At 70.7% G+C, this 25,006-nt stretch carries 30 protein-coding genes; 8 read left to right on the top strand and 22 right to left on the bottom strand.

Annotated elements, in window-relative coordinates; all coding sequences use genetic code 11:
* Positions 1-241: 241 nt before the first annotated feature.
* The 10 genes from purQ to MKK55_RS20085 all read right to left on the bottom strand — a co-directional run bounded on the left by purQ (position 242) and on the right by MKK55_RS20085 (position 8,167).
* Entirely contained in the window at positions 242-922 is a 681-nt protein-coding gene (gene purQ / locus MKK55_RS20130; protein ID WP_147843714.1) for a phosphoribosylformylglycinamidine synthase subunit PurQ, read from the bottom strand.
* Positions 922-1,161 carry a phosphoribosylformylglycinamidine synthase subunit PurS gene (purS, locus tag MKK55_RS20125; RefSeq protein ID WP_147728648.1) on the bottom strand — a complete coding sequence of 80 codons (240 nt, stop codon included), beginning with the start codon at positions 1,159-1,161 and terminating at the stop codon, positions 922-924. Before purS ends, purQ begins: the two co-directional genes overlap by 1 nt.
* A 103-nt stretch (positions 1,162-1,264) precedes the next feature.
* The gene (locus MKK55_RS20120) at positions 1,265-1,504 is read right to left on the bottom strand and encodes a hypothetical protein (RefSeq protein ID WP_147843713.1); all 240 of its coding nucleotides are present in this window, start codon (positions 1,502-1,504) and stop codon (positions 1,265-1,267) included.
* 112 nt (positions 1,505-1,616) lie between these two features.
* Positions 1,617-2,216, bottom strand: a complete 600-nt coding sequence (locus tag MKK55_RS20115) for an ActR/PrrA/RegA family redox response regulator transcription factor (protein WP_147728650.1) — start codon at positions 2,214-2,216, stop codon at positions 1,617-1,619.
* Between the two features lie 39 nt (positions 2,217-2,255).
* The gene (locus MKK55_RS20110; RefSeq protein WP_147728651.1) at positions 2,256-3,650 is read right to left on the bottom strand and encodes an ActS/PrrB/RegB family redox-sensitive histidine kinase; all 1,395 of its coding nucleotides are present in this window, start codon (positions 3,648-3,650) and stop codon (positions 2,256-2,258) included.
* A gap of 67 nt (positions 3,651-3,717) precedes the next feature.
* Positions 3,718-5,022, bottom strand: a complete 1,305-nt coding sequence (locus MKK55_RS20105; RefSeq protein WP_147858872.1) for a Gfo/Idh/MocA family protein — start codon at positions 5,020-5,022, stop codon at positions 3,718-3,720.
* 75 nt (positions 5,023-5,097) lie between these two features.
* Complete coding sequence (locus MKK55_RS20100) at positions 5,098-5,457, bottom strand: PilZ domain-containing protein (RefSeq protein ID WP_243936948.1); 360 nt, start codon at positions 5,455-5,457, stop codon at positions 5,098-5,100.
* 115 nt (positions 5,458-5,572) lie between these two features.
* Entirely contained in the window at positions 5,573-6,331 is a 759-nt protein-coding gene (locus tag MKK55_RS20095; RefSeq protein WP_147858874.1) for a phosphatase PAP2 family protein, read from the bottom strand.
* A 52-nt stretch (positions 6,332-6,383) separates the two neighbouring features.
* Entirely contained in the window at positions 6,384-6,953 is a 570-nt protein-coding gene (locus MKK55_RS20090) for a 2'-5' RNA ligase family protein (protein ID WP_243937317.1), read from the bottom strand.
* A gap of 44 nt (positions 6,954-6,997) precedes the next feature.
* Positions 6,998-8,167 carry an SPL family radical SAM protein gene (locus MKK55_RS20085; protein WP_243937316.1) on the bottom strand — a complete coding sequence of 390 codons (1,170 nt, stop codon included), beginning with the start codon at positions 8,165-8,167 and terminating at the stop codon, positions 6,998-7,000.
* A gap of 53 nt (positions 8,168-8,220) precedes the next feature.
* On the opposite strand from MKK55_RS20085, the gene MKK55_RS20080 reads away from it, so the two are divergent.
* Entirely contained in the window at positions 8,221-9,150 is a 930-nt protein-coding gene (locus MKK55_RS20080; protein ID WP_243937315.1) for an alginate O-acetyltransferase AlgX-related protein, read from the top strand.
* A 55-nt stretch (positions 9,151-9,205) separates the two neighbouring features.
* Here the strand turns inward: MKK55_RS20080 and MKK55_RS20075 are convergent, their stop codons facing one another.
* On the bottom strand, positions 9,206-9,433 hold the full coding sequence (locus MKK55_RS20075) for a hypothetical protein (RefSeq protein ID WP_243936939.1): 228 nt from the start codon (positions 9,431-9,433) through the stop codon (positions 9,206-9,208).
* Between the two features lie 286 nt (positions 9,434-9,719).
* Between MKK55_RS20075 and MKK55_RS20070 the strand changes: the two genes are divergently transcribed.
* From MKK55_RS20070 to MKK55_RS20040, 7 genes are all read left to right on the top strand, one after another.
* The gene (locus tag MKK55_RS20070) at positions 9,720-10,697 is read left to right on the top strand and encodes a glutathione S-transferase family protein (RefSeq protein WP_147842196.1); all 978 of its coding nucleotides are present in this window, start codon (positions 9,720-9,722) and stop codon (positions 10,695-10,697) included.
* A 53-nt stretch (positions 10,698-10,750) separates the two neighbouring features.
* Positions 10,751-11,239 carry a hypothetical protein gene (locus MKK55_RS20065; protein WP_147842195.1) on the top strand — a complete coding sequence of 163 codons (489 nt, stop codon included), beginning with the start codon at positions 10,751-10,753 and terminating at the stop codon, positions 11,237-11,239.
* 238 nt (positions 11,240-11,477) lie between these two features.
* Positions 11,478-12,392 carry a thioredoxin family protein gene (locus MKK55_RS20060; RefSeq protein WP_243937314.1) on the top strand — a complete coding sequence of 305 codons (915 nt, stop codon included), beginning with the start codon at positions 11,478-11,480 and terminating at the stop codon, positions 12,390-12,392.
* 55 nt (positions 12,393-12,447) lie between these two features.
* A complete protein-coding gene (locus MKK55_RS20055; RefSeq protein WP_147725636.1) occupies positions 12,448-13,116 on the top strand; it encodes an LON peptidase substrate-binding domain-containing protein in 669 nt (222 codons plus the stop codon).
* Positions 13,117-13,209: 93 nt separating this feature from the next.
* Positions 13,210-13,413, top strand: a complete 204-nt coding sequence (locus tag MKK55_RS20050) for a Trm112 family protein (protein WP_147725643.1) — start codon at positions 13,210-13,212, stop codon at positions 13,411-13,413.
* A gap of 20 nt (positions 13,414-13,433) precedes the next feature.
* Positions 13,434-13,709, top strand: a complete 276-nt coding sequence (locus tag MKK55_RS20045; protein ID WP_147725635.1) for an adenylosuccinate synthase — start codon at positions 13,434-13,436, stop codon at positions 13,707-13,709.
* Between the two features lie 69 nt (positions 13,710-13,778).
* Positions 13,779-13,934: a hypothetical protein gene (locus MKK55_RS20040; RefSeq protein WP_187274747.1), complete on the top strand. Its 156-nt coding sequence runs from the start codon at positions 13,779-13,781 to the stop codon at positions 13,932-13,934.
* Between the two features lie 117 nt (positions 13,935-14,051).
* Here MKK55_RS20040 and MKK55_RS20035 read toward each other — a convergent pair whose 3' ends face one another.
* From MKK55_RS20035 to MKK55_RS19985, 11 genes are all read right to left on the bottom strand, one after another.
* Positions 14,052-15,611, bottom strand: coding sequence for a SpoVR family protein (locus MKK55_RS20035; protein ID WP_147725634.1), 1,560 nt, complete (start codon positions 15,609-15,611; stop codon positions 14,052-14,054).
* Positions 15,612-15,774: 163 nt separating this feature from the next.
* Positions 15,775-17,076: a YeaH/YhbH family protein gene (locus MKK55_RS20030; RefSeq protein WP_243937313.1), complete on the bottom strand. Its 1,302-nt coding sequence runs from the start codon at positions 17,074-17,076 to the stop codon at positions 15,775-15,777.
* Positions 17,077-17,177: 101 nt separating this feature from the next.
* A complete protein-coding gene (locus MKK55_RS20025) occupies positions 17,178-19,130 on the bottom strand; it encodes a PrkA family serine protein kinase (protein WP_147842192.1) in 1,953 nt (650 codons plus the stop codon).
* 229 nt (positions 19,131-19,359) lie between these two features.
* The gene (locus MKK55_RS20020; RefSeq protein ID WP_409566094.1) at positions 19,360-19,815 is read right to left on the bottom strand and encodes an Ig-like domain-containing protein; all 456 of its coding nucleotides are present in this window, start codon (positions 19,813-19,815) and stop codon (positions 19,360-19,362) included.
* A 128-nt stretch (positions 19,816-19,943) separates the two neighbouring features.
* Positions 19,944-20,363, bottom strand: coding sequence for a hypothetical protein (locus MKK55_RS20015; RefSeq protein ID WP_187274748.1), 420 nt, complete (start codon positions 20,361-20,363; stop codon positions 19,944-19,946).
* 85 nt (positions 20,364-20,448) lie between these two features.
* The gene (locus MKK55_RS20010; protein WP_243937312.1) at positions 20,449-20,970 is read right to left on the bottom strand and encodes a MerR family transcriptional regulator; all 522 of its coding nucleotides are present in this window, start codon (positions 20,968-20,970) and stop codon (positions 20,449-20,451) included.
* Between the two features lie 38 nt (positions 20,971-21,008).
* Positions 21,009-21,326 carry an integration host factor subunit alpha gene (locus MKK55_RS20005; RefSeq protein WP_147725630.1) on the bottom strand — a complete coding sequence of 106 codons (318 nt, stop codon included), beginning with the start codon at positions 21,324-21,326 and terminating at the stop codon, positions 21,009-21,011.
* A 122-nt stretch (positions 21,327-21,448) separates the two neighbouring features.
* A complete protein-coding gene (locus MKK55_RS20000) occupies positions 21,449-22,426 on the bottom strand; it encodes a beta-ketoacyl-ACP synthase III (protein ID WP_243937311.1) in 978 nt (325 codons plus the stop codon).
* 181 nt (positions 22,427-22,607) lie between these two features.
* Positions 22,608-23,642: a phosphate acyltransferase PlsX gene (plsX, locus tag MKK55_RS19995; RefSeq protein ID WP_147725628.1), complete on the bottom strand. Its 1,035-nt coding sequence runs from the start codon at positions 23,640-23,642 to the stop codon at positions 22,608-22,610.
* A 156-nt stretch (positions 23,643-23,798) separates the two neighbouring features.
* Positions 23,799-24,302, bottom strand: a complete 504-nt coding sequence (locus tag MKK55_RS19990; RefSeq protein ID WP_243937309.1) for a YceD family protein — start codon at positions 24,300-24,302, stop codon at positions 23,799-23,801.
* Positions 24,299-24,859, bottom strand: a complete 561-nt coding sequence (locus MKK55_RS19985) for a ubiquinol-cytochrome C chaperone family protein (protein WP_147842189.1) — start codon at positions 24,857-24,859, stop codon at positions 24,299-24,301. The genes MKK55_RS19990 and MKK55_RS19985 overlap by 4 nt, the downstream gene beginning before the upstream one ends.
* Between the last annotated feature and the right edge of the window lie 147 nt (positions 24,860-25,006).

The raw sequence follows: 25,006 nt of genomic DNA, 5'->3' as shown, positions 1-25,006 counted from the left end.
CCCTCCCCCGCTCCAGGGGAGAGGGACGTAGTTCCGATGCGGAACAAAAAAAGCCGCCCCTGACGGGCGGCTTTGAAGTCTCAGGGAGGCATCAAACAGAGCGGGACGGAGGTCTCACTCGACATCCAGACATCTGGAATGCCCCGACATTCAATCGAAAAAGTTAACGCACGGTTAAGGATCCGGCGTTCCTCAAATCATCGCTCGGTTCGACCGGGCCGACATCAGTATCGGTGGCCGCTCAGGCGGCGAGGCTGGTGAAGAGACCACGCCCGTCGGTGCCGCCGACCAGGCCTTCGACGAAGTTCTCCGGGTGCGGCATCATCCCGAGGACGTTGCCGCCCTCCGAGTAGATCCCGGCGATGGCGTTGAGCGAGCCGTTGCGGTTGGCGGCGATCGTCACCTGCCCGTCGGCGTCGCAGTACCGGAACGCGACCCGGCCTTCGCCCTCGATCCGGGCCAGCGTCTCGGGGTCGGCGAAGTAGTTGCCCTCGCCGTGCGCGACGCAGACGTCGATGACCTCGCCCTTCGCGTAGGCGCCGGCGAAGCGCGTGTCGGTGCGCTCGACGCGCAGCGTCTGCCGGTGGCAGATGAAGCGGCGGTCGACGTTGCGCATCAGCACGCCCGGCAGCAGGCCGGATTCGCACAGGATCTGGAAGCCGTTGCAGATGCCGAGCACCAGCCCGCCGCGGGCGGCGTGCGCGCGGACCGCATCCATCGCGGCGGCGCGGCCGGCGATGGCGCCGCAGCGCAGGTAGTCGCCGTAGGAGAAGCCGCCGGGCAGGACGGCGAGGTCGGTGCCGGCGGGAAGCGCGGTGTCGGCGTGCCACATCGTCGTGACCTCGGCCCCGGCAAGCCGGAGCGCGCGGGCGACGTCGGCGTCGCGGTTCGAGCCGGGGAAGACGACGATCGCGGCGCGCATCACGCGATCTCGATCGCGTAGTTCTCGACCACGGTGTTGGCTAGGAGCTTCTCGCAGGCGGTCTTCAGCGTCGCCTCGGCGCCGGCCCGGTCCGCGGCCGCGACCTCGATGTCGAACACCTTGCCCTGGCGCACGCCCTCGATCGACGCGATGCCGAAGGACTTGAGCGCGGCCTCGATCGCCTTGCCCTGCGGATCGAGGACGCCGGTCTTCAGGGTGACGACGATGCGGGCTTTCATGATGGGCCACTCAGCAGGGTCTGGATCGGAAGAAGGCGGTGACGAACGTCGGGGCGGCCGAGCCGGGCGCGGGGATCGACACGGGACGTGCCGAGACCGGGCATCACCGGCGCGCGGCCCGAGGTGCCGTGCGCAGGGGCTCGATGCTGGTCGCGCGCTGCCAGAGCTGGAGCATGATCCAAGCCGCGACCACGCTGAACAGCCCCATCAGCACGTGGCCGACGGTATCGCCGAGCTCGAACAGGCCGGCGATCGCCCAGCCCGCGGCGATCGCCACCGCGAAGACTTCCGTTCCCACCAGCACCATCATGCTGAGGATCGTGATCAGGTTGCGGGTGTTCACGAGGACCCCTTCCTCCGGCGGCACGGATGTGCGTCCCGCTTGCGAAGGCGGCAGTACCCCGATTGTCGCATCCTGTGCAACCGATAAGCGGAGGGCCGGGAGGCCCCCCGCCTCAGCGCGGCGCCCGCTTGGCGAGGATGCGCTGGAGGGTGCGGCGGTGCATGTTCAGCCGCCGCGCGGTCTCGCTGACGTTCCGTCCGCACAGCTCGTAGACCCGCTGGATGTGCTCCCAGCGCACCCGGTCGGCCGACATCGGGTTCTCGGGCGGGTCGGCCCGCTCGCCGGGCTGCGCCATCAGCGTCCCGTGGATCTCGTCGGCATCGGCCGGCTTGGCGAGGTAGTCGAACGCGCCGAGCTTCACGGCGGTGACGGCGGTGGCGATGTTGCCGTAGCCGGTGAGGATCACGCCGCGGGCCTCGGGCCGGCGCTCCTTCAGGCGGGCGATCACGTCGAGCCCGTTGCCGTCGCCGAGCCGCATGTCGATCACCGCGAAGGCGGGGGCCCGCGCCTCGACCACGGAGACGCCCTCGGCCACGCTCTCGGCGACCTGGACGTGATAGCCGCGCGCTTCCATCGCGCGGGCGAGGCGGGTCGAGAACGGCTTGTCGTCGTCGACGATCAGAAGGCTGCGGTCGGAAAACGCGGCGAGCGGGTCGGCGTCGTTGAGCGCCACAGCATCCGGGGCGCCCGACGAGCTCGATTGCGTCAGCATGAGAAGCTCCTCAAACATTTCGTTGTATTCGTTGAAAGTTTATATAGGCGCGACATCGCCCGCGGGCAGGGGTGGCCGGGTACCGAATTCGGGGGCATGACGGAGCGCCGCACCCCGCTCGAAGATGTGGCGCGCCCAGGAGATCCGGACCTGCGCCCCGTGCGTTCCCGGCTTCGAGGCGTTGGCCAGGGTGATCTGCGCGCCCGAGCGCTCGATCAGCGTCTTGGCGATGAAAAGCCCGAGGCCGAGGCCGGCGCCGACCGTGCCGCCCTGGTTCTGGCCCGCCGTGCGGTCCGGGCTGCGGGTGGTGACGTAGGGTTCGCCCGCCCGCAGCAGCACCTCGGCGGAGAAGCCGGGGCCGTCGTCGCGGATCTCCAGGGTGACCCGGTCCAGGGTCCAGCGCCCCTCGATCACCACCCGGGCGTCGGCGAAGTCGACCGCGTTGTCGAGGATGTTGCCGAGCCCGAACATCACGCCGGCGTTGCGGCGGCAATCCGGCTCCGGGGCGTCGCCCGCGCTCGATATGTCGAGGGCGATGCCCATCGCGCGGTGCGGCGCCACCAGCTCCTCGATGAGATGGCTGAAGCTCAAGGTCTCGAGGAAGCCGGCCCCGTCGCCGTCGAGCGAGGTGAGCTTCGAGAGGATGCCGCGGCAGCGGTCGACCTGCTCGCGCAGCAATTGCAGGTCCTCGGCGACGGCCGGCGGCGCGTCGGGGCCGAGCTGGCGCACCAGCTCCTTGGTCACCACCATGATCGTGCCGAGCGGCGTGCCGAGCTCGTGCGCCGCCGCCGCCGCCAGCCCGTCGAGCTGAGACAGGTGCTGCTCGCGGGCGAGCACCAGCTCCGTCGCGGCCAGCGCCTGGGCGAGCTGTCGCGTCTCCTCCGAGACCCGCCAGGCGTAGACGCCGGTGAAGGCCGTGCCGAGCAGGATCGCCGTCCACACCCCGGAGACGTAGAGGAACGGCAGCTCGATCCGGCCGTCGGCGAACCACGGCAGCGGGCGGTGGACGAGGGCCAGCAGCGTCGCCAGCCCGATCGCCAGCAGGCCGAGCGCCAGCGTCCGCTCCGGCGGCAGCGCGGTCGCCGAGATCAGCACCGGGGCGAGGAACAGCAGCGAGAACGGGTTCTGCAACCCGCCGGTGAGGAACAGCAGCACGGCGAGCTGCACGATGTCGAAGGCCAGCAGCAGCGCCGCCGAATCGGCGCTCAGCCGGTAGCTCGCCGGGAAGCGGATGCGCAGGCCGAGGTTGAGCCACGACGAGGCGGCGATCGCCAGGAAGCACCAGCCGAACGGCAGCCCGAGCCCGAGCCCGAACTGCGCCCCGACCACGGCGGCGCTCTGCCCGGTGATCGCGAGCCAGCGCAGGCGCACGAACGTGTCGAGCCGCAGGTGGCGCGCGTCGCGGACGAAGCCGCTCGGATCGGTGTCGAGCATGATGTGTTCTACGATAGGGCCGCGGCCCCTCCCATCCAGGGCCCGCGACGCTCCGGCGGCCGCCGCGTCAACCCGCCTCGTCCAGCTCGGGGCCGCGGGTGGCGTCGAGGCCGGCGCCCGGGATCGGCGCGATCGGCACCGGCGCGCCGGTGCGGGCCGCCTCGTAGATCGCCTCCATCAGCACCTGGTCCTGCAGGCCCTCCTCGCCGGGGGTGCGCGGCCGGCGGTTCTCCTGGATGCAGCGCGAGAAGTGATCCATCTCCAGGGCGAACTGGTTCTTCGCGCCGAGCACCTTGGTGTCCTGCGACACCGCCTTGCCGTCGCGATGGGTGATGACGAGGCGCTGGCCGACATAGGCGAAGGCGTTCTGCAGATCGATGTCGGCGCCGCCGGTATGCACCGTCAGGCGGCGCGATTCGTGGACGCCGTAGCTGGTCATGCACTGCGCCAGCACGCCGGAGGGGAAGCGCAGGGTGAAGCTCACGCTCTCCTCGACCTCGCGGAACTTCGGGTCGTCGGGCGGCGAATAGGTGTGCGCCTGGATCAGGTCGGGCTCCTCGCCCAGCAGCGCCCGCACGCCGTTGAGGCAGTAGAGCCCGATATCCGGCAACGCCCCGCCGCCGGACAGCGCCTTCTTCAGGCGCCACTGCTCCGGCAGGCCCGAGGTCTGGCCGTTGAAGGCCTGGATCATCCGCGGCTTGCCGAACTCGCCCGAGCGGACGAGGCGCACGACCTCGCGGTTGTAGGGCTCGTACTGGCAGCGATAGGCGATCATCAGCTTGACCTTGGCCTGCTCGCACGCCGCGATCATCGCGCGGGCTTCCGCGGAGGAGGCCGCCATCGGCTTCTCGCACAGCACGTGCTTGCCGGCCCCCGCCGCGGCGACGACGTCGTCGCGGTGCACCGCGTTCGGGGTGACGATGTAGACCGCCTGGATCTCGGGATTGGCCTTGAGCTTGTCCCAGTCGCCGTAGCCGTAGACCGCGCTCTCGGCGACGCCGTACTGCTTGGCCACGAGCTTGGCCTTGTCCGGCGTGCCCGACATGAGCGCCACGAGCCGCGAGCGCTTGGCCTCTCCGAGCGCCGGGAGAATCTCGTCGAGGCTGAGGCGCCCGAGGCCGACGACGCAGTAGCCGACCCGCTGGCCCGGCGGCTGCGGCGCGGGCGTCGGCGCCGGAGGCCGGTCCCCCTGGCCGCGCCAGTTCGGGAACTGCACGCGGCCGCCCTGAACCGCGCCGGTGTCGGCCGGCACCGTCGGGCCGGGCGTCGTCGCGGCGCGGGCCGCGTCCGCAGCCGCGAGCGCCGCGCCGGTGAGGGTGACGCCGCCGGCCCGCAGCAGGGTCCGTCGCGAGAGCCCGTGATCGTCTGCCATGCATCCCCGTCTCGGTCGGTGAGAGGCGGGGAAACCCGGGGCCTGATCGCAGGGTTCCGCCGGGCGCCGGCGCGCTCAGTGCAGCCGGTCGGGCGGGGCGGCCGCATTCCAGGCGGCCCGGGCCTCGGCCGCCGCGCCGTCCTCGCGCGCCGGTTGATCGAGGAAGGCGAGGCCGGCCTGGGTGCCGTCGCGCCAGACGACCTCGGCGCGGCGGGTCTCGTTGCGGCCGGTCACGTTGCGGCCGGTCACCGTGAGGTCGACGACGCGCGGCAGGACCACGTCCTCCGCGACGACGATGCGGGCGCCGGTCAGCGAATGGTCCCGCAGGCGGCACGGAGCCTCCGGCAGGAACGCCGCGAGGCGCAGGGTGCCGCCGAGGCAGGCCCGGCGGCGGTCGCTGTGGCGGCGCTCGATCTTGGGCGTCGTCAAGGTCACGAAAGTCATCCCGGCTCTTGTTGGCATTTCATCAATGCAAAGGAGCACGAAAAGCTTCGTCTCGTCAGGTATAAGTGATGGTTAACCCTAACGGCGCCGGGCAGGCATGCGGCCGTCACCGGGCCGGCGGCGGGTCCGGCGCCTCGACGCCGCCGCTGCGCTGGAGCTGGAGCGCGACGAACCAGCACAGGGCCGCCCAGGCGGCGCCGATGCACCAGCCGGCCAGCACGTCGCTCGGCCAGTGGACGCCGAGGTAGATCCGGCTGATCCCGACGAGGAGGGTCATGGTGACGCCGAGCGCCAGCACCAGCGCCTTGACGCGGCGGTAGCGGTCGATCCGCGCGAGCAGCGTCGCCAGGGTCAGGTAAGCGATCGCCGACATCATCGCGTGGCCGCTCGGGAAGCTCGCCGTGAACACGTCCATGCCGTGCGGCACCAGGTCCGGCCGCGGGCGATGGTAGAACAGCTTCAGCACCGTCGAGACCAGCTCGCCGCCGCCGACCGCGCCGATCACGAACAGACCGACCCGGCGCTTGCCGGACAGGGCGAGGTAGGCCGCGACCGACGCCGTCAGGAACACGATGGTGAAGACGCTGCCGAGCCCGGTGATGTCGCGCATCGTCTCCTCGAGCCAGCGCGGCCCGATCGGATCGGACAGGTCGGCCGGGTTGCGCAGGGCGAGCAGGATCTTGCGGTCGAGAGCCTCGGTCGAGCCCTCGCCGACCTCGTGCGCCAGGGCGAAGAAGGCGTAGCCGAGCCCGCTGACGCAGATCAGCGCCAGCAACGGCCCGACCTCGTTGAGGCGCAGCCGGAGCCAGACGGAGGTGGCGTGGGACAGGAACGGGATGCGCCGCAGCGGGGCGGGGGGGCTCATCGCGCCGTGCCCGATCGATCGCGAGCGCCGTGGGGAGGATTCATCGAGACCATCACGCGTTCTCGCCGAAGGCGAAGCGCGCCCGCTCGGCCCAGGGACCGCCGAGGTAGCGCCACAGGCGGGTGGCCGGCGCGGTGAAGCGGAACGGCGCGAAGTCGTCGGCGAGGGCGGCGTGGAGCGCGCGGGCGGTGTCGGGGTCGACCTTGTTCTGCACGGTGACGTGCGGGCGCCAGCCCTGCTTGTCCTGGGCGGTGAGGTGGGCGTCGAAGGTCTTGGCGAGGCGCGCGCGGAAGGCCGAGAGCGGCTCGGAATCGAGGACGTAGGCCACGCCGCGGCCGGTGAAGCGCAGCCCCGTCACCGCGACCTCGGGCGCCGGCACGGTGCGCGCGAGCAGCGCGATCGTCTCGCGCACGCCCGCCTCGGCGGCGCCGGGCAGGTTGTGGAACAGCGTGGCGTGGGCCGGGATGCGGTTGAGCGCCTTCGGGAAGTGCCGCCGCCGCAGGCCGTCGAACCGCGCGAACGTGTCCGCGTCGAACTCGAGCGTCAGGATCAGGGGCGCCTGCCGGGCGTCCTGTCCCGGCTCCTCTTGCTTCAGCGCATCTTGCGTCGGCGTCTCTGGCATGCGGGCTTCCTGTCGCGGCCGGACGGAGATGGCGCGGCGCGCGATCAGGTCCAGTAGAGGATCCGCGCCGCGGGCAGGTCGCGGGCGAGCGCGGCAAACAGCGTGTCGCGCATCGACCGCATCAGCTCCTTGGGGAAGACGTACTTCACCGAGCCGAACTTGGTGAGCTTCTTCGCGCGCTCGGCCTCGTCGAGCGGCAGGTCGGAGCCCGGGTACCAGCCCTGGAGCACCTGCTTCGAGCCCGGGGTGAAGCGGTGGGTGATCAGCTCGGCGGTGAGGTCGAGGTCGGGCACGTCGGCGAGCGCCGCGGCGGCCTCACGGATCAGCCCGGCATAGCCGGCCTCCCAATCCGGCACCGGCAGGATCGGCGCGATCGTGAGCCCGACGGGATAGCCCGCCAGCGCCACGGCCCGCATCGCCTGGAGCCGCGCGTCGAGGCTCGCGGTGCCGCCCTCGTAGCGCGTCGCGGTGCGGGCGTTGACCGAGAACCGGATGCGGGTGCGGCGGTTGTGCGGCAGGTCGAGCAGCGGCTCGACCGCGGCGAACTTGGTGGTGAAGCGCAGCTGCACCGGCGCCTCCCAGGCACCGAAATGCCGGATCGCCGCCGAGAGCGAGCCGGTGAGGTGCTCGATGCCCAGCGGATCGGTGTAGCACGAGGCCTCGAAGGTGGTCCCTTCCTGCGCCCGCTCGGCCTGCGCCGAGGTCACCGCGCCCTGGCCGAGATAGGCGCCGAGATTGGCCAGGATCGCGTCGAGGTTGGCGTAGGCCCGCGTCACCGGCGGCCCCGACAGGGAGCCGGCGAGGTAGCAGTACTGGCAATGGGCCGGGCAGCCCTCGGCGAGGTCGAAGCGCCAGTCGGCCGAGGGCGGGATCGGCTGGAGCCGGAGCTTGGTCGGCGGTGCCACGACGAGGGCGAGCGTCGCCTTCGCCTCGATGTAGGCCCGGCGCGGGTCGGCCTGGCGCAGGCCGGTGAGGCGGTTGGCCGTCAGGCGCTCGACCGGGAGCCCGAGCGCTTCCGCGCGGGCGAGCATCGCCCGGCCGTGCGCGTGCTCCAGGGCGGCCGGCGTCGCCAGGACGCGCCGCGGACGCCACAAGCGTGCCGGCCGCGCCGTCGACGAGACGGCCGGCGCGGGCGGCGGCGAAAGGACGGGCGGCGAAAGCACCGGTGGCGCGAGGGTCTGGGCGGGCTCCATGAGGGCCGAACGCCCCGGCACCCGTGCCGGCTCCTCACTTCCGCCGGGCGCGGCCTGCGGCTAAAGCACCGGCCATGGCCCCGAAGCGTTCGCCCGTCCCCCCCGTCCGGGAAACCATCCACGAGGGGCGCGACGGCTGGCTGTTCCTCATCGGCGGCAGCAACGACGTCATGCAGCGCTACCGCGGGACCCTGCGGCAGTGGTGGACCCTGCGCGGCTGGACCCGGCTGATCACGGCGCGCGCCGCCCGCGCGGCCGGGCTCGGCATCCGCTGCGTCCAGCTCATCGTGCCGGAAAAGCTCTCGGTCTACGATCACAAGACCATCGACCTGCGCTACGACCCGGCCCGGGCCTCGACCCGTCGCCTCGCCCGCAAGCTCGCGGGGCAGGCCACCTATCTCGACCTGCTCGGCCCGTTTCGCGCGGCCCGCGACGGGCCGGTGCCGCTCTACCTCAAGACCGACACGCACTGGTCGGCCGAGGGATGCCTGCTCGCCTATCGCGAATTGATGCGGGCGCTCGCCGCGGTCCCGCCGGCCGACATCGGCACCCGGCCCGTCCTCGTGACGGAGCGGGTGATGGATCTCGGCGCAAAGCTGCCGGGCCGGCCGGCCGAGCGCCTGGTGCGCCCGCAGATCCACCGCGACGCGGTGCGCGTCGAGACCGGGGCGCTGCTCGCGGCCTCCGAGGAAGCGGGAACCGAGGTCGACCTGCATGTCGGCGCGCACGTGGTCTACCGCAACGCCAACCCCGCCGCCGACCCGCGGCGCGTGGTGCTGTTCGGCGATTCCTACGCGCATTTCGCGCCGATGCTGCTCACCGGGCTGCTGGCCGAGAGCTTCGCCGAGGTGCACTTCGTGTGGTCGTCGAGCTTCGACTGGGCTTACGTCGAGCGGGTGCGCCCCGACATCCTGCTGTTCGAGCTCGCCGAGCGCTTCCTCGCCCGCCTGCCCGCCGACGACTTCGACGTGGCCGCCGGGCGCCGGGCCGGCGCGGCCGGCTAGAGCATTCTCCGCGATCCCCGGATCACGTGGAATGCTCTCCCGTTGCAAGATCGCGTCAGGGGATCGGCTGGCTCAGGGTGGTTTCGACGAGGACGTCGTCGGTCTGGGCCGCGAGGTAGAGGTCCGGCGTCCACGCGATGCCGAGGAGAAGGACGACGATCGCGAGGAGGCCGGCCAGGCCCAGCGTCACCCCGTCGGCCTGCCGCCGCAGCGCGTGGATCGCGGCGCATCCGGCGGTGAACACGGCCGCCTCGGCGGCGGGGATCGCGAGGGCAAGCGACATCGGGCCTTCTCTCCGGACGTTTCGGCGGGATCGTGCCACCCGTCTCACGGTCCGGCATCGAATGCGAGATGCCGAGGCCTGCGCGGGGCGACGACCGAGGAAGACATCCAAGCAGGAAATGGGCTAAGTGCACCTCACCAAACCCCCGACCTCCGCGGCCGTTCACTATGTCGGCGACGCCACGACGGGGGTTTTGTGAGAGGCACCAAGCCTGCCACAACCTTTCCCCCTCGCCGCGTCGCCCTCCCGACGGACGGCGCGACGCGCGAAACAACGGATCGCACCCATGGGATTGCTCGTCGACGGCGTCTGGCAGGATCAGTGGTACGACACGGCGTCGACCGGCGGCCGCTTCGAGCGCAAGGCCTCCGCCTTCCGCAGCTGGGTCACCGCCGACGGGTCGCCCGGCCCCTCGGGCGAGGGCGGGTTCAAGGCCGAGCCCGGGCGCTACCACCTCTACGTCTCGCTCGCCTGCCCGTGGGCGCACCGCACCCTGATCGTGCGGGCGCTGAAGGGCCTCGAGGACGCGATCTCCGTCTCCGTCGTCGACCCACACATGGGCGCCGAGGGCTGGGTGTTCGGCGACAGCCCCGGCGCCACCCCCGATCCGATCCACCATGCGACGCGGCTCTACGAGGTCTACCGCGCCGCCGACCCGCGCTATACCGGCCGCGTCACCGTGCCGGTGCTGTGGGACCGCGAGCGGAAGACGATCGTCTCGAACGAATCGGCCGAGATCATCCGCATGCTCGACGGGGCCTTCCACGGCGGCGGGCCGGACCTCTGCCCGGACGACCTGCGCGGGGAAATCGATGCGGTGAACGCCCGGGTCTACGACCGGGTCAACAACGGCGTCTACAAGGCCGGCTTCGCCACCGCGCAATCCGTCTACGCGGAGGCCTTCGCCGCGCTGTTCGCCGAGCTCGACGCGCTGGACGCCCGCCTCGACCGGTCGCGCTACCTGTGCGGCGCACGGCTCACCGAGGCCGACATCCGGCTGTTCACGACGCTGGTGCGGTTCGACGCGGTCTATGTCGGGCACTTCAAGTGCAACCGGCAGCGCATCGCCGACTACCCGAACCTGTCGAACTACCTGCGCGACCTCTACGCCCTGCCGGGCGTCGCCGGGACGGTGGACCTCGTCCACATCAAGCGGCACTATTACGAGAGCCATCCGACCATCAACCCGACGGGCATCGTCCCGGTGGGGCCGGCGCTGGACTTCGCCGCGCCCAACGACCGGGCCCTGCGCTTCGGCGGGTGAGGCGAACGCGCGCCGGGCTCGACGGATGCGCGCGGCGCGTTAGATCGGACGGCATGACGCTCGCACAGACCTCTCGCCGCCTCGCCCTCGCCCTGCTCGCCGCGCCCTTGGCGCTGTCGGGCCCCGCCCGGTCCCAGGCCGCGGTGCAGCTCGACGGCACCTGCGAGAAACTGACGATCGAAGGGAAGGACGCCACCTCGGCCTGCAGGCCGACTCTCGGGAACAGCGCCGAGCGTCGGCGCACGACCTTCGACTTCACCACCACGGACGGGCGCACGCTCAGCTTCAGCGGCACCGGCGCGCAGCAGGAGCGTACCGAGGAGACCGACCCGCTGCAGCCGATCAACCTCGTCACCACCGGCACGTCGAGCGACAAGGGCATCGTGCGCAACCCGACCCCGGCGGTCGGCGCCTGCACCTTCTCGACGCCGGCACCGGGCAAGACCACCATCGCCTGCGAGGCCTCGGCGCCGGACGGCCGCACCTTCGCCGGGACCTTCGTGACGCAGGCCAAGGCCGCCGCCGGCGCCCCCGCGCAGTAGGCCCGGCGTTTCGAGGGTCGGGGCGCACCGCGCGACGCGCTCCACCCTGGGATGCAGCGATCCGGTCTCGGCCCGGCACCGCGCGCGGGACGGCCCTCGGGGGCCGGCGAAAACGCGACGAAACCCGCGGATTTGCCCGATTCCGCCGCGCGAGAGCGCGCGCACCGCACTGGTCAGCCGCGTGCCCGAGTCCCATGTACCCGGTCTGGCGACATTTGGTTCCAAGGCCCGACACCGCATGCTGAACGACACGCTCGCGACGGACGCGCACCCGGGTGCGTCCGACCTGGTCCGGGAGACCACCACGGCCGGTTTCCGGCAGGACGTCATCGCCGAATCGGCGAACCGTCCCGTGCTGGTCGCGTTCTGGTCGCCGCGCGCACCGTCGAGCAAGACGCTGCTCGCCGTGCTGGAGAAGCTCGTCCGCGCCGCCGCGAGCAAGGTCGTGCTGGTCAAGATGAACGTCGACGAGCATCCGGCGGTCTGGGACCAGATCGGCCAGCAGCTCGGCCTGCAGGGCGTGCCCGCCGTGGTCGCCATCGACCAGGGCCGCCCGGTCGACATGTTCGAGGGCGCCCTGCCGGAAGCGCAGATCAAGACCTTCTTCGACCGTCTCGCCGGCCCGAGCGAGATCGATCAGGTGATGGCGGAAGCCGCGCAGGCGCTGGCGGAGGGCGACCTCGCCGGCGCCTCCGAGCTCTACGCGGCGGTGCTCGGGCAGCAGCCCGACAACGTCGCGGCCCTGGCCGGCCTGGCCAAGATCCAGCTCGACGCCGGCGAGCTGGAGAACGCCAAGCAGGTGCTGGCGATGGTGCCGGAGGCCAAGGCCGCCGACCCGGGGCTCGCCGGCATCCGCGCCGCGATCGTCCTGGCCGAGCAGGCCGCGGCGCTCGGCGACCTCGCCGGCCTGGAGGCGGAGGTCGCCGCGAACCCGGACGCGCACCAGGCCCGGTTCGACCTCGCCCTCGGCCTCAATGCCGGGAACGAGCGCGAGAAGGCGGTCGATCACCTGATCGAGATCATCCGCCGCGACCGGACCTGGAACGAGGACGGCGCGCGCAAGCAGCTGCTCCAGTTCTTCGAGGCCTGGGGCCCGATGGATCCGGCCGCGATTCGCGGACGGCGCAAGCTCTCGACGCTGCTGTTCGCGTGAGGGCGGATCTGCGGGTGCAGAGGGAAGCCGAAGGTTCTGTCTTGCTGGAGGCATCATGAGCACGCATGCGGGCTACAAGGGGCCGGGCGATTGCCCGCCCGTCATCCCGGTCTTCCCCCTGCCCGGCGCCCTGCTGCTGCCGCGCGGGCAGATGCCGCTCAACATCTTCGAGCCGCGCTACCTCGCGATGGTGGACGACGCCCTGCGGACCGACCGGGTCATCGGCATGATCCAGCCCGACGCCGAGGGCGGCGCCTCGCCGTTGAACCCGAAGCTGTACCGCGTCGGCTGCGCCGGGCGGATCACCCAGTTCGCCGAGACCGGCGACGGGCGCTACCTGCTCTCGCTGACCGGCATCGGCCGCTTCCGGGTGATGAGCGAGCTGGCCACCACCGGCGCCTATCGCCGCTGCCAGGTCAGCTACGACGACTTCGCCATCGATTTCACCGCGCGTGCCGGCGAGGACGCGGTGGACCGCGAAGGCGTGCTGCGGGCGCTGCGCGACTTCGTCGATTCCAACGACCTCAAGGTCGACTGGGCCGGGATCGAGGAGGCGCCGAACGAGGCCCTGGTCAACGCGCTGTGCATGATGAGCCCGTTCGGCGTCCGCGAGAAGCAGGCGATGCTCGAGGCCGCCGACCTGAAGACCCGCGCCGAGATCCTAGTCGCGGTCACCGAGATGGAGATGGTGCGCAGCACCGGGCCCGAGCCGACGATGCAGTGACGGCTCGAAGGACGGCCCGGCGGCGACGAGCGCCTGCGCCTTCGCGACCGACCGGCACGGCTTCCCATGGAGAACCAGAGCATGACGCAGGACATGACCACGCAGAGCACCGCCGTCGAGGCGACCCGCGTCGACCCGAAGCTCCTCGAGCTGCTGGTCTGCCCGCTGACCAAGGGCACCCTCGATTACGATGCCGGCCGCCAGGAGCTGATCAGCCGCTCGGCCAAGCTCGCCTACCCGATCCGCGACGGCATCCCGATCATGCTGCCGGAAGAGGCGCGCCAGCTGACGGACTGAGCCGGGGCGAGGACGAGGGCATGGCGTTCAAGGCGAAATCCGCCTCCGAGACGAAGGCGGCCGAGCTCGCATCCGCGATCGTGCGCATCGCCGACCGGGACGGCGCGCCGCTGCAGATCGGCGTCGACCGGCTGCGCCAGGGCAACCCGCGGCTGACGCCGCTGGCGATCGGCCAGCTCTACCGCAAGCATCGCGACCACCTCGACGCCGCCCTCGCCGAGCGCGGCTACACCCTCGTCGGCTATGCCGACCAGGGCCCCGGCCGCGGCATGGAGTTCGAGATCGACCCCGCCTGACACGGGACCCGGCCGGGGCGTCGAACGTGCCGCGGTACCGGCCATCGCCCGCCCGTGGTAGGGGAGGCGATGCCCCGCTGGCTTTTCCTCACCTTCGTCGCCGCCGTGGCGCTGGCCGTGCTCGGCAGCGCCATCATCGTCCTGCGCGCCCCGCCGTCCAAGCCGCCGGCCGCGAGCCTGTCCTGCGCACCGATGCCCTGCCCGGGGACCGCGCCGACGGCGTGAGCCCCGGCCGAGCGGCCTTCGCCGGCCATTTCCGCACGGGCCTCGGACGAGCCGCGGGGCCTCCCTCGCCGCCGCGGGCGGGGAGGCCTGCACGATGCGGCACCGTCGCGAAACGCCTCAGAAGAAGATCGGCCGCGCGCTCGCGTGGTGCTCGCCGAGCACGGTGCCGGTGGCGGGCTCGATCTCCTTGAGCACCACGTCGTAGCCCCAGAGGTCGGCGAGGTGCTGCAGCACGCGCCGGGCGTCGTCCTTCTGCAGGGTGATCTTGTTCAGCGCCTTGTGGTGCAGGATCAGGCGGCGGTCGCCCTCGAGGTCGACGTCCACCACCTCGATGTCGGGATCGAGCCAGGCCACGTCGTACTGGCGGCCGAACGAGCGGCGCATCTTGCGGTAGCCGCGCTCGTCGTGGATCGCGGCGACGTGCAGCTCGGGCTGCTCCGGATCGTCGGCGACGTGGAACAGCCGCATGTCGCGCATCAGCTTCGGCGACAGGAACTGGGCGATGAAGCTCTCGTCGCGGTAGTTCTCCCAGCAATCGCGCAGCACCGCCATGCCGTCGCCGGTGCCGGCGATGTCGGGGAACCACTGCCGGTCCTCCGCCGTCGGCTGCTCGACGATGCGGGCGATGTCCTGCATCATCGCGAAGCCGATCGCGTAGGGGTTGTGGCCGCTGTAGCTGCGGTCGTCGTAGTTCGGCTGGCGGATGACGTTGGTGTGCGACTGCAGGAACTCGAGATAGGCCGCCTCGCCGATCAGGCCCTTCTCGGAGAGCGCGTTCATGATCCGGTAGTGGCAGTAGGTGGCGCAGCCCTCGTTCATCACCTTGGTCTGGCGCTGCGGGTAGAAGTACTGCGCCACCAGCCGGACGATGCGCAGGATCTCGCGCTGCCAGCGCTGCAGGCGCGGGGCGACCTTCTCCAGGAAGTAGAGGATGTTCTCCTGCGGCAGCTCGAGCAGCGCCTTGCGCCGCTCGATCGCCTGGTCGGCGCGCGTCGCCCCCGCCTTCGCCGGCAGGGTGCGCCACAGGTCGTTGTAGATCTGCTCGCCGTGCTCGACGCGCTCGCGCTCGCGCCGCTGCTCGGAGGCGAGGTCCGGCCGCTTCTTGCGCGGGTAGCGGTGCACGCCCTGGCTCATCAGCGCGTGGGCGGCGTCGAGCACCTGCTCGACGGCCTGATGGCCGTAGCGCTCCTCGCAGCGGGAGATGTAGGTCTTGGCGAAGTCGAGATAGTCGAGGATGCCCTCGGCGTCGGTCCACTGCCGGAACAGGTAGTTGTTCTTGAAGAAGTGGTTGTGGCCGAACGCGGCGTGGGCGATCACCAGCGTCTGCATCGTCGCCGTGTTCTCCTCCATGATGTAGGAGATGCATGGGTCGGAGTTGATGACGATCTCGTAGGCGAGCCCCATCATGCCGCGGCGATAGCCGGATTCGTGCTGGGCGAAGTGCTTGCCGAACGACCAGTGCTTGTAGAACAGCGGCATGCCGATCGACGCGTAGGCGTCGAGCATCTGCTCGGCGGTGATGATCTCGATCTGGTTCGGATACCACGACAGCCCGAGCGCCCGCGCCTCGACCTCGCAGGCGTCGTGGATGCGCCGGATGGTGTCGAAGTCCCAGTCGTTGCCGGTGAACAGCGGTTTTGGGGCGCCGGACGTCGCGCGTGTCTTGAGAGCAGTCATATCGCCTCCCGATCGGCCGGCCGAAGCGCGACGTACCCCCTCTCCCGTGCGGGAGAGGGTTGGGGTGAGGGAGCAGGTCCGTCCGGAGAGGTCGCCCCCCTCACCCTGTCCCTCTCCCAACCGGGAGAGAGGACCCGCGCCCCGACATGACGACCTGCGAAGCTCAAGACTCCGCCTCCGCCCGCGCGTCCTTGCGCCCGAACAGGTCGCGGAAGACGGCGTAGATCTCGCGGCGGTGGTTGACCTTGCGCATGGCGATCGGGCCGCCGGCCTTGGCGATAGCCTCGTAGGTCCGCCACAGGGTGGTGCGGTGCTCGACGAAGCCGGCGCGCGGGCCGTTCTCGTCGCCGACCTCGAGATAGGCGAAGTGCTGGCAGGCCGGCAGGATGTGGGCGCGCAGCAGCTCGGTCGAGGTCGGGCCGTCGGAGGAGACGTTGTCGCCGTCCGACGCCTGCGCCGCGTAGATGTTCCAGTCGTTGGGGTCGTAGCGCTCGGCGATGATGCGCTTCATCTCCACCAGCGCCGAGGAGACCAGCGTGCCGCCGGTCTCGCGGGAGCCGAAGAAGGTCTCCTCGTCGACCTCGGTCGCCCGGTCGGTGTGGCGGATGAACACGATCTCCACGTGTCGGTAGCGGCGCGTGAGGAAGATGTGCAGCAGGATGTAGAACCGCTTGGCGAGGTCCTTCATGTGCTCGGTCATCGAGCCGGACACGTCCATCAGGCAGAACATCACCGCCTGCGCGATCGGGCGCGGATACGGCTCGAAGCGGCGGTAGCGCAGGTCGATCGGGTCGACGTAGGGGATGCGCCGCGTCCGCTCGCGCAAGCCCGCCAGCGCCTCGGCGAGGTCTGGCAGCGCCGGGTCGCCCTCGTCCAGGCCGGCGATGCGGGCTTCGAGCGCCGCCACCTCCTCGGGCTTCGGCCGCTTCAGGGCGATGCGCCGCGACATCGAGTTGCGCAGCGTCCGGGTGAGGGCGAGGTTGGCCGGCGAGCCGGTCACGGTGTAGCCGGCCCGGCGCAGCCCCTCCGTCTCCACCACCGCCAGGCGGCGCTTGGCGAGGTCGGGCAGCTCTAGGTCCTCGAGGAACAGCTCGAGGAACTCCTCCCGGGTCAGGACGAAGCGGAACGCGTCCTCGTTGTTCTCGCCGCCGTCCCCGCCCTCGCCGGAGCCGCGGCCGCCCCCGCCGCCCTGCGGCCGCTCGATGCGGTCGCCTTCCACGTAGGTCTTGTTGCCGGGCAGGATGTGGTCCTGGAGGCCGGTGCCCGGCTGGCGGGAGAAACGCGGCTCGCGCACCCCGTCGGCCGGCACCGTGACGCGGCCGTCCTTGCCGAGGTCCCTGATGTCCTTCTCGCGGGCCGACTCGCGCACGGCCCGCTGGGCCACGTCCTTGACCCGCCTAAGGAAGCGCTGCCGGTTGGCGAGGCTCTTGCCTCCTGGATTCAATCGACGGTCGACGATGTGCATTCGGTGATCAAATCCCCGCCCGCAAGATCCGACCGGGATAACGCGCCGGCCGGTCGTCCGAAATCATGGCGGATCTCGATCAGGTCCCCGAGGGGACCGAATCATCCCGCCTGCTTCACCCGCATGTACCACTCGACCAGGCGGCGCACCTGCCGCTCGGTGTAGCCGCGCGAGACCATCCGGTCGACGAACTCGCCGTGCTTCTTCTCGGTCTCGCCGTCCTTCTTCGAGCCGAACGAGATCACCGGCAGCAATTCCTCAACCTGGCTGAACATCCGCCGCTCGATGACCTCGCGCAGCTTCTCGTAGGACGTCCACGAGGGGTTGCGGCCGCCGTGCTGGGCCCGCGAGCGCAGGGCGAACTTCACCACCTCGTTGCGGAAGTCCTTCGGGTTGGCGATCCCGGCCGGCTTCTCGATCTTCGTCAGCTCCTGGTTGAGAAGCTCGCGGTTGAGCAATTGCCCGGTCTCGGAATCCTTGAAGTCCTGGTCCTCGATCCAGGCGTCGGCGTAGTCGATGTAGCGGTCGAACAGGTTCTGGCCGTAATCGTGGTAGGATTCGAGGTAGGCCTTCTGGATCTCGTGGCCGATGAACTCGGCGTAGCGCGGCGCCAGCTCGCCCTTGATGAACTCGAGGTAGCGCTTCTCGGTCTCGGGCGGGAGCTGCTCGCGGCGCAGCGACTGCTCGAGCACGTACATCAGGTGCACCGGGTCGGCCGAGACCTCGGTGGTGTCGTGGTTGAAGGTCGCGGCCAGCACCTTGAAGGCGAAGCGGGTCGAGATCCCGTCCATGCCCTCGTCGACGCCGGCCGAATCCTTGTACTCCTGCATCGAGCGGGCGCGGGGGTCGACCTCGCGCAGGGACTCGCCGTCGTAGACGCGCATCTTCGAGAACGCGTTGGAGTTGGCGTGCTCGCGCAGGCGCGACAGCACCGAGAACCGCGACAGCATCTCCAGGGTGCCCGGCGCGCAGGCCGCATCCGAGAGCTCGGAGCCCGAGATCAGCTTCTCGTAGATGTGCTGCTCCTCCTGCACGCGCAGGCAGTAGGGCACCTTGATCACGTAGATGCGGTCGATGAAGGCTTCGTTGTTCTTGTTGGTCTTGAAGGTCTGCCACTCGGACTCGTTCGAGTGCGCCAGGATGATGCCGGTGAAGGGGATCGCGCCGATGTTCTCGGTGCCGACGTAGTTGCCCTCCTGCGTCGCCGTGAGCAGCGGGTGCAGCATCTTGATCGGCGCCTTGAACATCTCGACGAACTCGAGGACGCCCTGGTTGGCGCGGTTCAGGCCGCCCGAGTACGAGTACGCGTCCGGGTCCGCCTGCGACAGCGTCTCCAGCCGGCGGATGTCGACCTTGCCGACCAGCGAGGAGATGTCCTGGTTGTTCTCGTCGCCGGGCTCGGTCTTGGCGATGGCGATCTGGCGCAGGCGCGAGGGCCGGACCTTGATCACCTTGAACTGCGAGATGTCGCCCTCGAACTCGTCGAGACGCTTCAGCGCCCACGGGCTCATCAGGCCGGTCAGGCGCCGGCGCGGGATGCCGTAGCGGCTCTGGATCTCGGCGCCCATGGTCTCGGGGTCGAACAGCCCGAGCGGGCTCTCGAAGACCGGCGAGACCTCGTTGCCGGCCTTGAGCACGTAGACCGGATGGACCTCCATCAGGGCCTTGAGACGCTCGGCCAGGGAGGACTTGCCGCCGCCGACGGGCCCGAGCAGGTAGAGGATCTGCTTGCGCTCCTCCAGGCCCTGCGCCGCATGGCGGAAGAACGAGACGATCCGCTCGATCGTCTCCTCCATGCCGAAGAACTCGTGGAAGGCCGGGTAGGTCCGGATCGTCCGGTTCATGAAGACGCGGCCGAGGCGGGCGTCCTTCGAGGTGTCGACGAATTCCGGCTTGCCGATCGCGTCGAGGATGCGCTCGGCGGCGCTCGCGTACATCAGCGGCTCGTCGCGGCACGCCTCGAGGAATTCGGAGAGCGTCATCTCCGTGTCGCGGCGCGCTTCGTACCCGCGGGCGAAGCTCTGGAAAAGGTCGTTGGTCGCATGCATCGGCATTCGATAACCCTCTCAGACCGTCAACAGCTTCATCCTGTCCTGCCGCGAACGCAACCGACAGGCCCGCATTTGTCGCAGTGCGGCGAACACGGTGACGCTGCGTGTGCTGGATGCAACACCCGTCGGGCTGAAATGCGGCATCCGTCAAGCTTCCCCATGGTCGTCCGGCCGGATCGAAAGAACGATCCGGCCGAAAAAACGTGCACTTCGAGCTTTCGGTTGCCTCCGATCAGAGATCGCTGCTGTCTTTCTTGGCATCGGTGTCCTTCTTGGCCGACGCAGCCTCGACGGTGATTTTGATATTCTGCGTCTGGACTTGACCGTCCGCGTTCTTGATTTCGAACGTCACCTCGTCGACGCCGGTGTAGCCGGCCTTCGGCTGGTAGAAGAGACCCTGGACCGCGGTGTCCTTGTTCGGGCAGCGATAGGAAGCGGGCGTCTTCTGCTTGCCGACCTTGGTGATCAGCGCGCCGTTCTTCGGCGCGCCCGAGACCTTGAACTCCGGCATCGGGCCGGGCGAGCAATCCTTCTTCAGGTTCGGGACGATGGCGATCCGAACCGTCTTGCCGGAGGCGACGGTCTCGCTCTTGGTGATCGTCGTCTGCGCGAAGGCGGGCGCGGCCAGCAGGAGAGCGCCGGCGGCGAGCGCGCGGACGGGGCGAAGGGCGGACAGGGTGGCGCTCACGGGCGTGTCTCCGAACATCTCTTGGCGCGGCATCCGGAGCCATGGGGCCACGTGCCGGCCGAGCCGATGTGGGGATGCCCACGACGCGCGTCGAGGCCGCAGGCCCGTGCCGGCAGCTGGGACCGCGATTATTGCTGAAGCGCGGCCGCGACCACGCCGGTGACGCGGGCGATCTGCGCGGCGTCGAGCTCGCCTTCCAGGGCCGCCGCGAGGCTGCGCTCGACCCGTGCGCGCTCGCCCGCATCCGAAGTCGGGGTGACGGGGATATCAGTCTCGTCGAGGCCGCAGACCCGGCGGATCGTCTCGGCTGCGGCCAGCAGCGCGCCGCGATCGGTCGGCCCCATCTCCCAGAGCGGGTTGCGCAGGCGGCTGACGACGCGCCGCGCGTCGCGATAATCTCGGTCGACGTGAGTCGCGGCCTCGATCTGGCTGACGAGGAACATCAGCTCCAGGACCTCGGAGGCCGCGTCGGGGCACGCGCGCACGATCCGCATCACGCGGCTGATGAGTTCCTGCGTCGGCGTCATCGAACGGCGGGGTGCGCTCATGCGGCGATCAACGCGGATCGGCTCGCAAAGTTCGCCGCGCCGTGACGCATCGCGCGGCGTCGTCGCGACGCAGCCTGGGCGCCGCTCAGGCCTCGGGCGGGGCGCGGAAGGCCGCCAGCACCTCGCGGCAGGCGTAGAGGTCCTGCAGCGCGCCGGCCAGCGCCTCGCGGTCCAGGGCCTCATGATCCGAGGTTTCGCGATTCGACCCCTCGCGATCCAGGGTCTCGGGCTCGGCGCCGTCGGGGGACGACGTGGCCGGGCCGCTCGTCTCCTGCATCACCGGCGCGGCCGCCACCGCCTCGCCGCGGCCGACCGCCTGGACGAAGCGGACGCCGTTCTCCTTGAGGACGCGCTGCGCCCCCTCGATCGTGTAGCGCTGGACGTGGAGCAGGTGGCGGATGCCCGCGACGAGCGCGACGTCGCCGGGACGGTAGTAGCGCCGCCCGCCGGCCCGCTTCACCGGCCGGATCTGGCCGAACCGGGTTTCCCAGAACCGCAGGACGTGCTGCGGCACGTCGAGGGCTTCGGCCACCTCGGTGATCGTGCGGAACGCGCCCGGATCCTTGTCGACGGGTCCGGACGCCTCGGTGAGGGCAGCGAGCGCCATGGATCGATCCGGCTACGAGGGCGGCGATGGGCGAGCGGTCAGTCGTCGGCGTGGGCGGCGCCGTTCAGGCCGTTGATCCGGGCCTTGAGCACGTTCGAGGGCTTGAACACCATCACCTGGCGCGGCTCGATCGCCACCTCGACGCCGGTCTTCGGGTTGCGGCCGACGCGCTTGCCCTTCGACCGCACGACGAAGGAGCCGAACGAGGACAGCTTCACGGTCTCGCCCTCGGAGAGGCAGGCGCAGATCTCGGACAGGACCGTCTCGACGAGGGCGGCGGATTCGGTGCGGGAGAGGCCGACCTGCTGGTAGACGGCCTCGCTCAAATCGGCGCGCGTCACCGTCTTGCCTGTCATGCCTCGACCCCTCGCGGTTCTTCTTGCCGGGAGCGGTCGTTTCCGACGTATCCCTATGATCTGCCACGCTAATCCCCGGTCGGGCCCGGGTCAACCGGGGCGGCTCCGGAAATTGTTTTCGGCTACCAGCGGATCAGCGCCGCGCCCCAGCTGAAGCCGCCGCCGATCGCCTCGATCATCACGAGGTCGCCGCGGCGGATGCGGCCGTCCCGGCGGGCCACGTCCAGAGCCAGCGGGATCGATGCGGCCGAGGTGTTGCCGTGGCGGTCGACCGTCAGCACCACCTTGTCGCGCGGGATGCCGAGCTTGTCGGCGGACGCCTCGATGATGCGGCGGTTGGCCTGGTGCGGCACGAACCAGTCGAGTTCGGCCGCCGTCGCGCCGCCCTTCTCGAGCGCGTCGACGATCACGTCCATCACCGAGCCGACGGCGAAGCGGAACACGTCCTTCCCCTCCATCCGGAGATGGCCGGTGGTGCCGGTCGAGCCCGGGCCGCCGTCGACGTAGAGCTTCTCGCGGTGGCGCCCGTCCGAGCGCAGGCTCGCGCTGATCACGCCCCGGTCGCCGCTCGCCCCCGCGGCCTCCTGCGCCTCCAGCACGATCGCGCCGGCCCCGTCGCCGAACAGCACGCAGGTGGTGCGGTCCTCCCAGTCGACGATGCGCGAGAAGGTCTCGGCGCCGACGACGAGCGCGCGCCGGGCCGCGCCGGTCGACAGGAACTTGTCGGCGGTGGAGACGGCGAAGACGAAGCCGGCGCAGACCGCCTGCAGGTCGAAGGCGGCACCCGCCGTGATGCCGAGCGCCGCCTGGATCTGCGTCGCGGTCGAGGGAAAGGTGTGGTCGGGCGTCGAGGTGGCGCAGATCACGAGGTCGATGTCCTCGCCGGTGAGGCCGGCATCGTCGAGCGCAGCGCGGGCCGCGCGGATGCCGAGCACCGACGTGGTCTCGGTGGCGTCCGCGAGGTAGCGCTGCCGGATGCCGGTGCGCTGGACGATCCATTCGTCCGAGGTGTCGACCCGCTCGGCGAGCTCGGCGTTGGTCACCACCCGCGCAGGAAGCCCTGAGCCGGTGCCGACGACGACGGAACGCAGGGTTGTCATCGGATTCCTTCCCGTCGCGACGCCGGCGCAACAACCATCGGTTGTTAGACCTGCATCGCTCCGATCTCCATCGCATTCGTTCACCGACCCCGATCCCGGGCCGGTGCAGGCGTCTCGTGCCGGTGCGGGCGTCCCGCGCCGGCGAAGGTCCGGCCGGGCACCCATCCGGGCCGGGGCGAAGTCAGGCCGGCGCGAGCGTCGGCGTCTGGTCGAGCATCTCGCGGATCGTGCGCATCAGGTCGTGGCGGGCCATGTCGTGGGCAAGGTCGACGGCGGCCGCGAAGCCTTGCGCGTTCTCCGAGCCGTGGCTCTTGATGACGATGCCCTCGAGCCCAAGGAACACGCCGCCGTTGGCCCGGCTCGGGTTCATCTTCTCGCGCAGCGCGCGGAACGCCTGGCGGGCGAACAGCGCGCCGATCTTGGCGGACAGCGTCCGCGTCATCGCGGAGCGCAGGTACGTGCCGATCTGCTTGGCGGTGCCTTCCGCGGTCTTCAGCGCGATGTTTCCCGTGAAACCTTCGGTGACGACCACGTCGACGGTGCCGCGGCCGAGGTCGTTGCCCTCGACGAAGCCGTGATAGGCGAAATTCGGCAGGTCGATCTCGCGCAGCAGGCGCGCCGCCTCCTTCACCGCCTCGTTGCCCTTCATCTCCTCGGTGCCGACGTTGAGCAGCCCCACCGTCGGGCGCTCGAGGTCGAACACGATGCGGGCCATGGCGGAGCCCATCACCGCCATCTCGATCAGGTGCTCGGCATCGGTGCCGATGGTGGCGCCGACGTCGAGCACCACGCTCTCGCCGCGCACCGTCGGCCACAGGCAGGCGATGGCCGGGCGCTCGATGCCGGCCATAGTCTTCAGACAGATCTTCGACATCGCCATCAGCGCGCCGGTGTTGCCGGCGGAGACCGCGGCATCGGCCTCGCCGTCCTTCACCGCCTGGATCGCCTTCCACATCGACGACTTGCCGCGGCCCTGGCGCACCGCCTGGCTCGGCTTGTCGTCCATGGCGACGGCGTAGGTGGTGTGGCGGATCTCGACGCCGCCCTTGAGGCGCGGCTCGGCCGCCACGAGGGGGGCGACCACCGCCTCGTCGCCGAAGATCAGGAAGGTCGTCTCGGGATGGCGCTCGCGCGCGAGCGCGGCACCGGGCACGACGGTCGAGGGGCCATGGTCGCCGCCCATGGCGTCGAGCGAGATGCACACGCGTTGGGACATGAAGGGGTTGTCGCGGCCTTTGACGGAACGCCGTCGCGGGGGCGACGGCCGGGATCGGCGCGGCGGAAAATAGCGATCCAGCCCCGGCGGGCAAACGAATTCTCGCGCAGGGGCAGGGTGCGGCCCGATTTGGCGGCCCGCGGACCCGGGAGCCCGCTACGGCTCCTCGGGGCGGAGCGTCCGCAGGACGTCGAAGGGTTTCACGTCCTCGCTGAGCTGGACCGCCTCGAACACCACCCCGGGCTTGCGCGGATAGGGGTCGATCCCGAGCGCCAGGAACTCGGCGGTCAGAAGGCCGAAGTCGATCCGCCCGCCGACGATCGGGTCGGGGATGTCGGCATCCTCCGCGTCGGTGCCGGCGAGGCGGTCGGTGTCGGTGAAGACCACCTCCACCGGCTCGGAGACCCTGGTCTCGAACGGCTCCAGGCTGACGGTGCAGACCAGCGTCACGGTGCCCTCGACGGTGCCGGTGACGACGAGGCGGCTCGTCGGGCCGGACACCGAGAACTGCCCGGCGAGGTCGCGGATCGCCGGAATCTTGAAGTCGGCGGCGAGCGCCGTGCACTCGGCCGGCGTCGCCTCGACGGTGACGGCGCCGCGGCCCTGCGGCAGCCGCGCCACGCTCGCCCATCGGGACAGGGGGGTCTCGCTCACGCTCATCGGGCTTCCAGGTCGAGTGTCGGGGCATCGCCCGCATGCGGGAAGGACGGGCCGGCGCCGAGCAGGCCGTCGAGGTCGGCCTCGGCCAGCGCGCGGTCGGCGGCGAGGACGTAGTCGGCGAGGCCGGCGGCGGCTTCGGGATCCTCGCTGCCGAGCACGTTGCGGGCGAGCGCAATGCGGAGCGCGGCGGCATCGCCCGCGTCGAGCGCCGCGTCGTAGTTGGCGGCGCGGCCGTAGAACGCGGCGCCGAGCTTCTTCATGCGCTTGGGCACGCCGAAATCGCCGACGCCGAGCTCGCGCAGGGACGCGTCGAGCTGGAGGAAGACCGAGTTCACGAGGTCCTGCGCCACGTCCGCCGCCGGCGCCGGCAGGCGGTTCAGGCGGCGCAAAGCCAGGATGACGTGGAGAATGAGCGATTCAAAGCGGCCCTCCACGCCGTCGGGCACGCCGAGCGCGGTGTAGAGGCCCGGCTGCCGCGAGGCCGCGTTGAGGCGCATGTGCAGGGTCTCGATGGACCGCCGCCGCGCATCGTTGCGCCGGAAGAACCGGGTGATCATGGGGTCCGCCCTCGGCCCGGAGGCCGGCGCCCGGACCGTGCCCGGCGGAACGGCCATGCCCGGTCGCGCAGCGTTGTGGCCTGTGGCCGAGCTTGCCTTGTCAAAGCCATAACCCCGCGGTACGGCAACCCACGGTCAAGGTGCAAG

Origin of the sequence: Methylobacterium sp. J-059, from assembly GCF_022829485.1 — a bacterium.
Lineage (GTDB): Bacteria > Pseudomonadota > Alphaproteobacteria > Rhizobiales > Beijerinckiaceae > Methylobacterium.
This window is presented reverse-complemented; position numbering and strand designations above follow the sequence as displayed.

Bases quoted from the DNA above. Each gene is read 5' to 3' on its own strand.
- MKK55_RS20010 (WP_243937312.1), bottom strand. From the start codon at position 20,970: ATGGCGCTCGCTGCCCTCACCGAGGCGTCCGGACCCGTCGACAAGGAT.
- MKK55_RS20095 (WP_147858874.1), bottom strand. From the start codon at position 6,331: ATGAGCCCCCCCGCCCCGCTGCGGCGCATCCCGTTCCTGTCCCACGCC.
- MKK55_RS20110 (WP_147728651.1), bottom strand. From the start codon at position 3,650: ATGCTCGACACCGATCCGAGCGGCTTCGTCCGCGACGCGCGCCACCTG.
- MKK55_RS20030 (WP_243937313.1), bottom strand. From the start codon at position 17,076: ATGCACATCGTCGACCGTCGATTGAATCCAGGAGGCAAGAGCCTCGCC.
- purS (WP_147728648.1), bottom strand. From the start codon at position 1,161: ATGAAAGCCCGCATCGTCGTCACCCTGAAGACCGGCGTCCTCGATCCG.
- MKK55_RS20005 (WP_147725630.1), bottom strand. From the start codon at position 21,326: ATGACAGGCAAGACGGTGACGCGCGCCGATTTGAGCGAGGCCGTCTAC.
- MKK55_RS20075 (WP_243936939.1), bottom strand. From the start codon at position 9,433: ATGTCGCTTGCCCTCGCGATCCCCGCCGCCGAGGCGGCCGTGTTCACC.
- MKK55_RS20025 (WP_147842192.1), bottom strand. From the start codon at position 19,130: ATGCCGATGCATGCGACCAACGACCTTTTCCAGAGCTTCGCCCGCGGG.
- MKK55_RS20050 (WP_147725643.1), top strand. From the start codon at position 13,210: ATGACCACGCAGAGCACCGCCGTCGAGGCGACCCGCGTCGACCCGAAG.
- plsX (WP_147725628.1), bottom strand. From the start codon at position 23,642: ATGTCCCAACGCGTGTGCATCTCGCTCGACGCCATGGGCGGCGACCAT.
- MKK55_RS20105 (WP_147858872.1), bottom strand. From the start codon at position 5,022: ATGGCAGACGATCACGGGCTCTCGCGACGGACCCTGCTGCGGGCCGGC.
- MKK55_RS20035 (WP_147725634.1), bottom strand. From the start codon at position 15,611: ATGACTGCTCTCAAGACACGCGCGACGTCCGGCGCCCCAAAACCGCTG.
- MKK55_RS20065 (WP_147842195.1), top strand. From the start codon at position 10,751: ATGACGCTCGCACAGACCTCTCGCCGCCTCGCCCTCGCCCTGCTCGCC.
- MKK55_RS20080 (WP_243937315.1), top strand. From the start codon at position 8,221: ATGGCCCCGAAGCGTTCGCCCGTCCCCCCCGTCCGGGAAACCATCCAC.
- MKK55_RS20060 (WP_243937314.1), top strand. From the start codon at position 11,478: ATGCTGAACGACACGCTCGCGACGGACGCGCACCCGGGTGCGTCCGAC.
- MKK55_RS20055 (WP_147725636.1), top strand. From the start codon at position 12,448: ATGAGCACGCATGCGGGCTACAAGGGGCCGGGCGATTGCCCGCCCGTC.
- MKK55_RS20090 (WP_243937317.1), bottom strand. From the start codon at position 6,953: ATGCCAGAGACGCCGACGCAAGATGCGCTGAAGCAAGAGGAGCCGGGA.
- MKK55_RS20070 (WP_147842196.1), top strand. From the start codon at position 9,720: ATGGGATTGCTCGTCGACGGCGTCTGGCAGGATCAGTGGTACGACACG.
- MKK55_RS20115 (WP_147728650.1), bottom strand. From the start codon at position 2,216: ATGCTGACGCAATCGAGCTCGTCGGGCGCCCCGGATGCTGTGGCGCTC.
- MKK55_RS20040 (WP_187274747.1), top strand. From the start codon at position 13,779: ATGCCCCGCTGGCTTTTCCTCACCTTCGTCGCCGCCGTGGCGCTGGCC.
- purQ (WP_147843714.1), bottom strand. From the start codon at position 922: ATGCGCGCCGCGATCGTCGTCTTCCCCGGCTCGAACCGCGACGCCGAC.
- MKK55_RS20015 (WP_187274748.1), bottom strand. From the start codon at position 20,363: ATGAGCGCACCCCGCCGTTCGATGACGCCGACGCAGGAACTCATCAGC.
- MKK55_RS19990 (WP_243937309.1), bottom strand. From the start codon at position 24,302: ATGAGCGTGAGCGAGACCCCCCTGTCCCGATGGGCGAGCGTGGCGCGG.
- MKK55_RS19985 (WP_147842189.1), bottom strand. From the start codon at position 24,859: ATGATCACCCGGTTCTTCCGGCGCAACGATGCGCGGCGGCGGTCCATC.
- MKK55_RS20000 (WP_243937311.1), bottom strand. From the start codon at position 22,426: ATGACAACCCTGCGTTCCGTCGTCGTCGGCACCGGCTCAGGGCTTCCT.
- MKK55_RS20045 (WP_147725635.1), top strand. From the start codon at position 13,434: ATGGCGTTCAAGGCGAAATCCGCCTCCGAGACGAAGGCGGCCGAGCTC.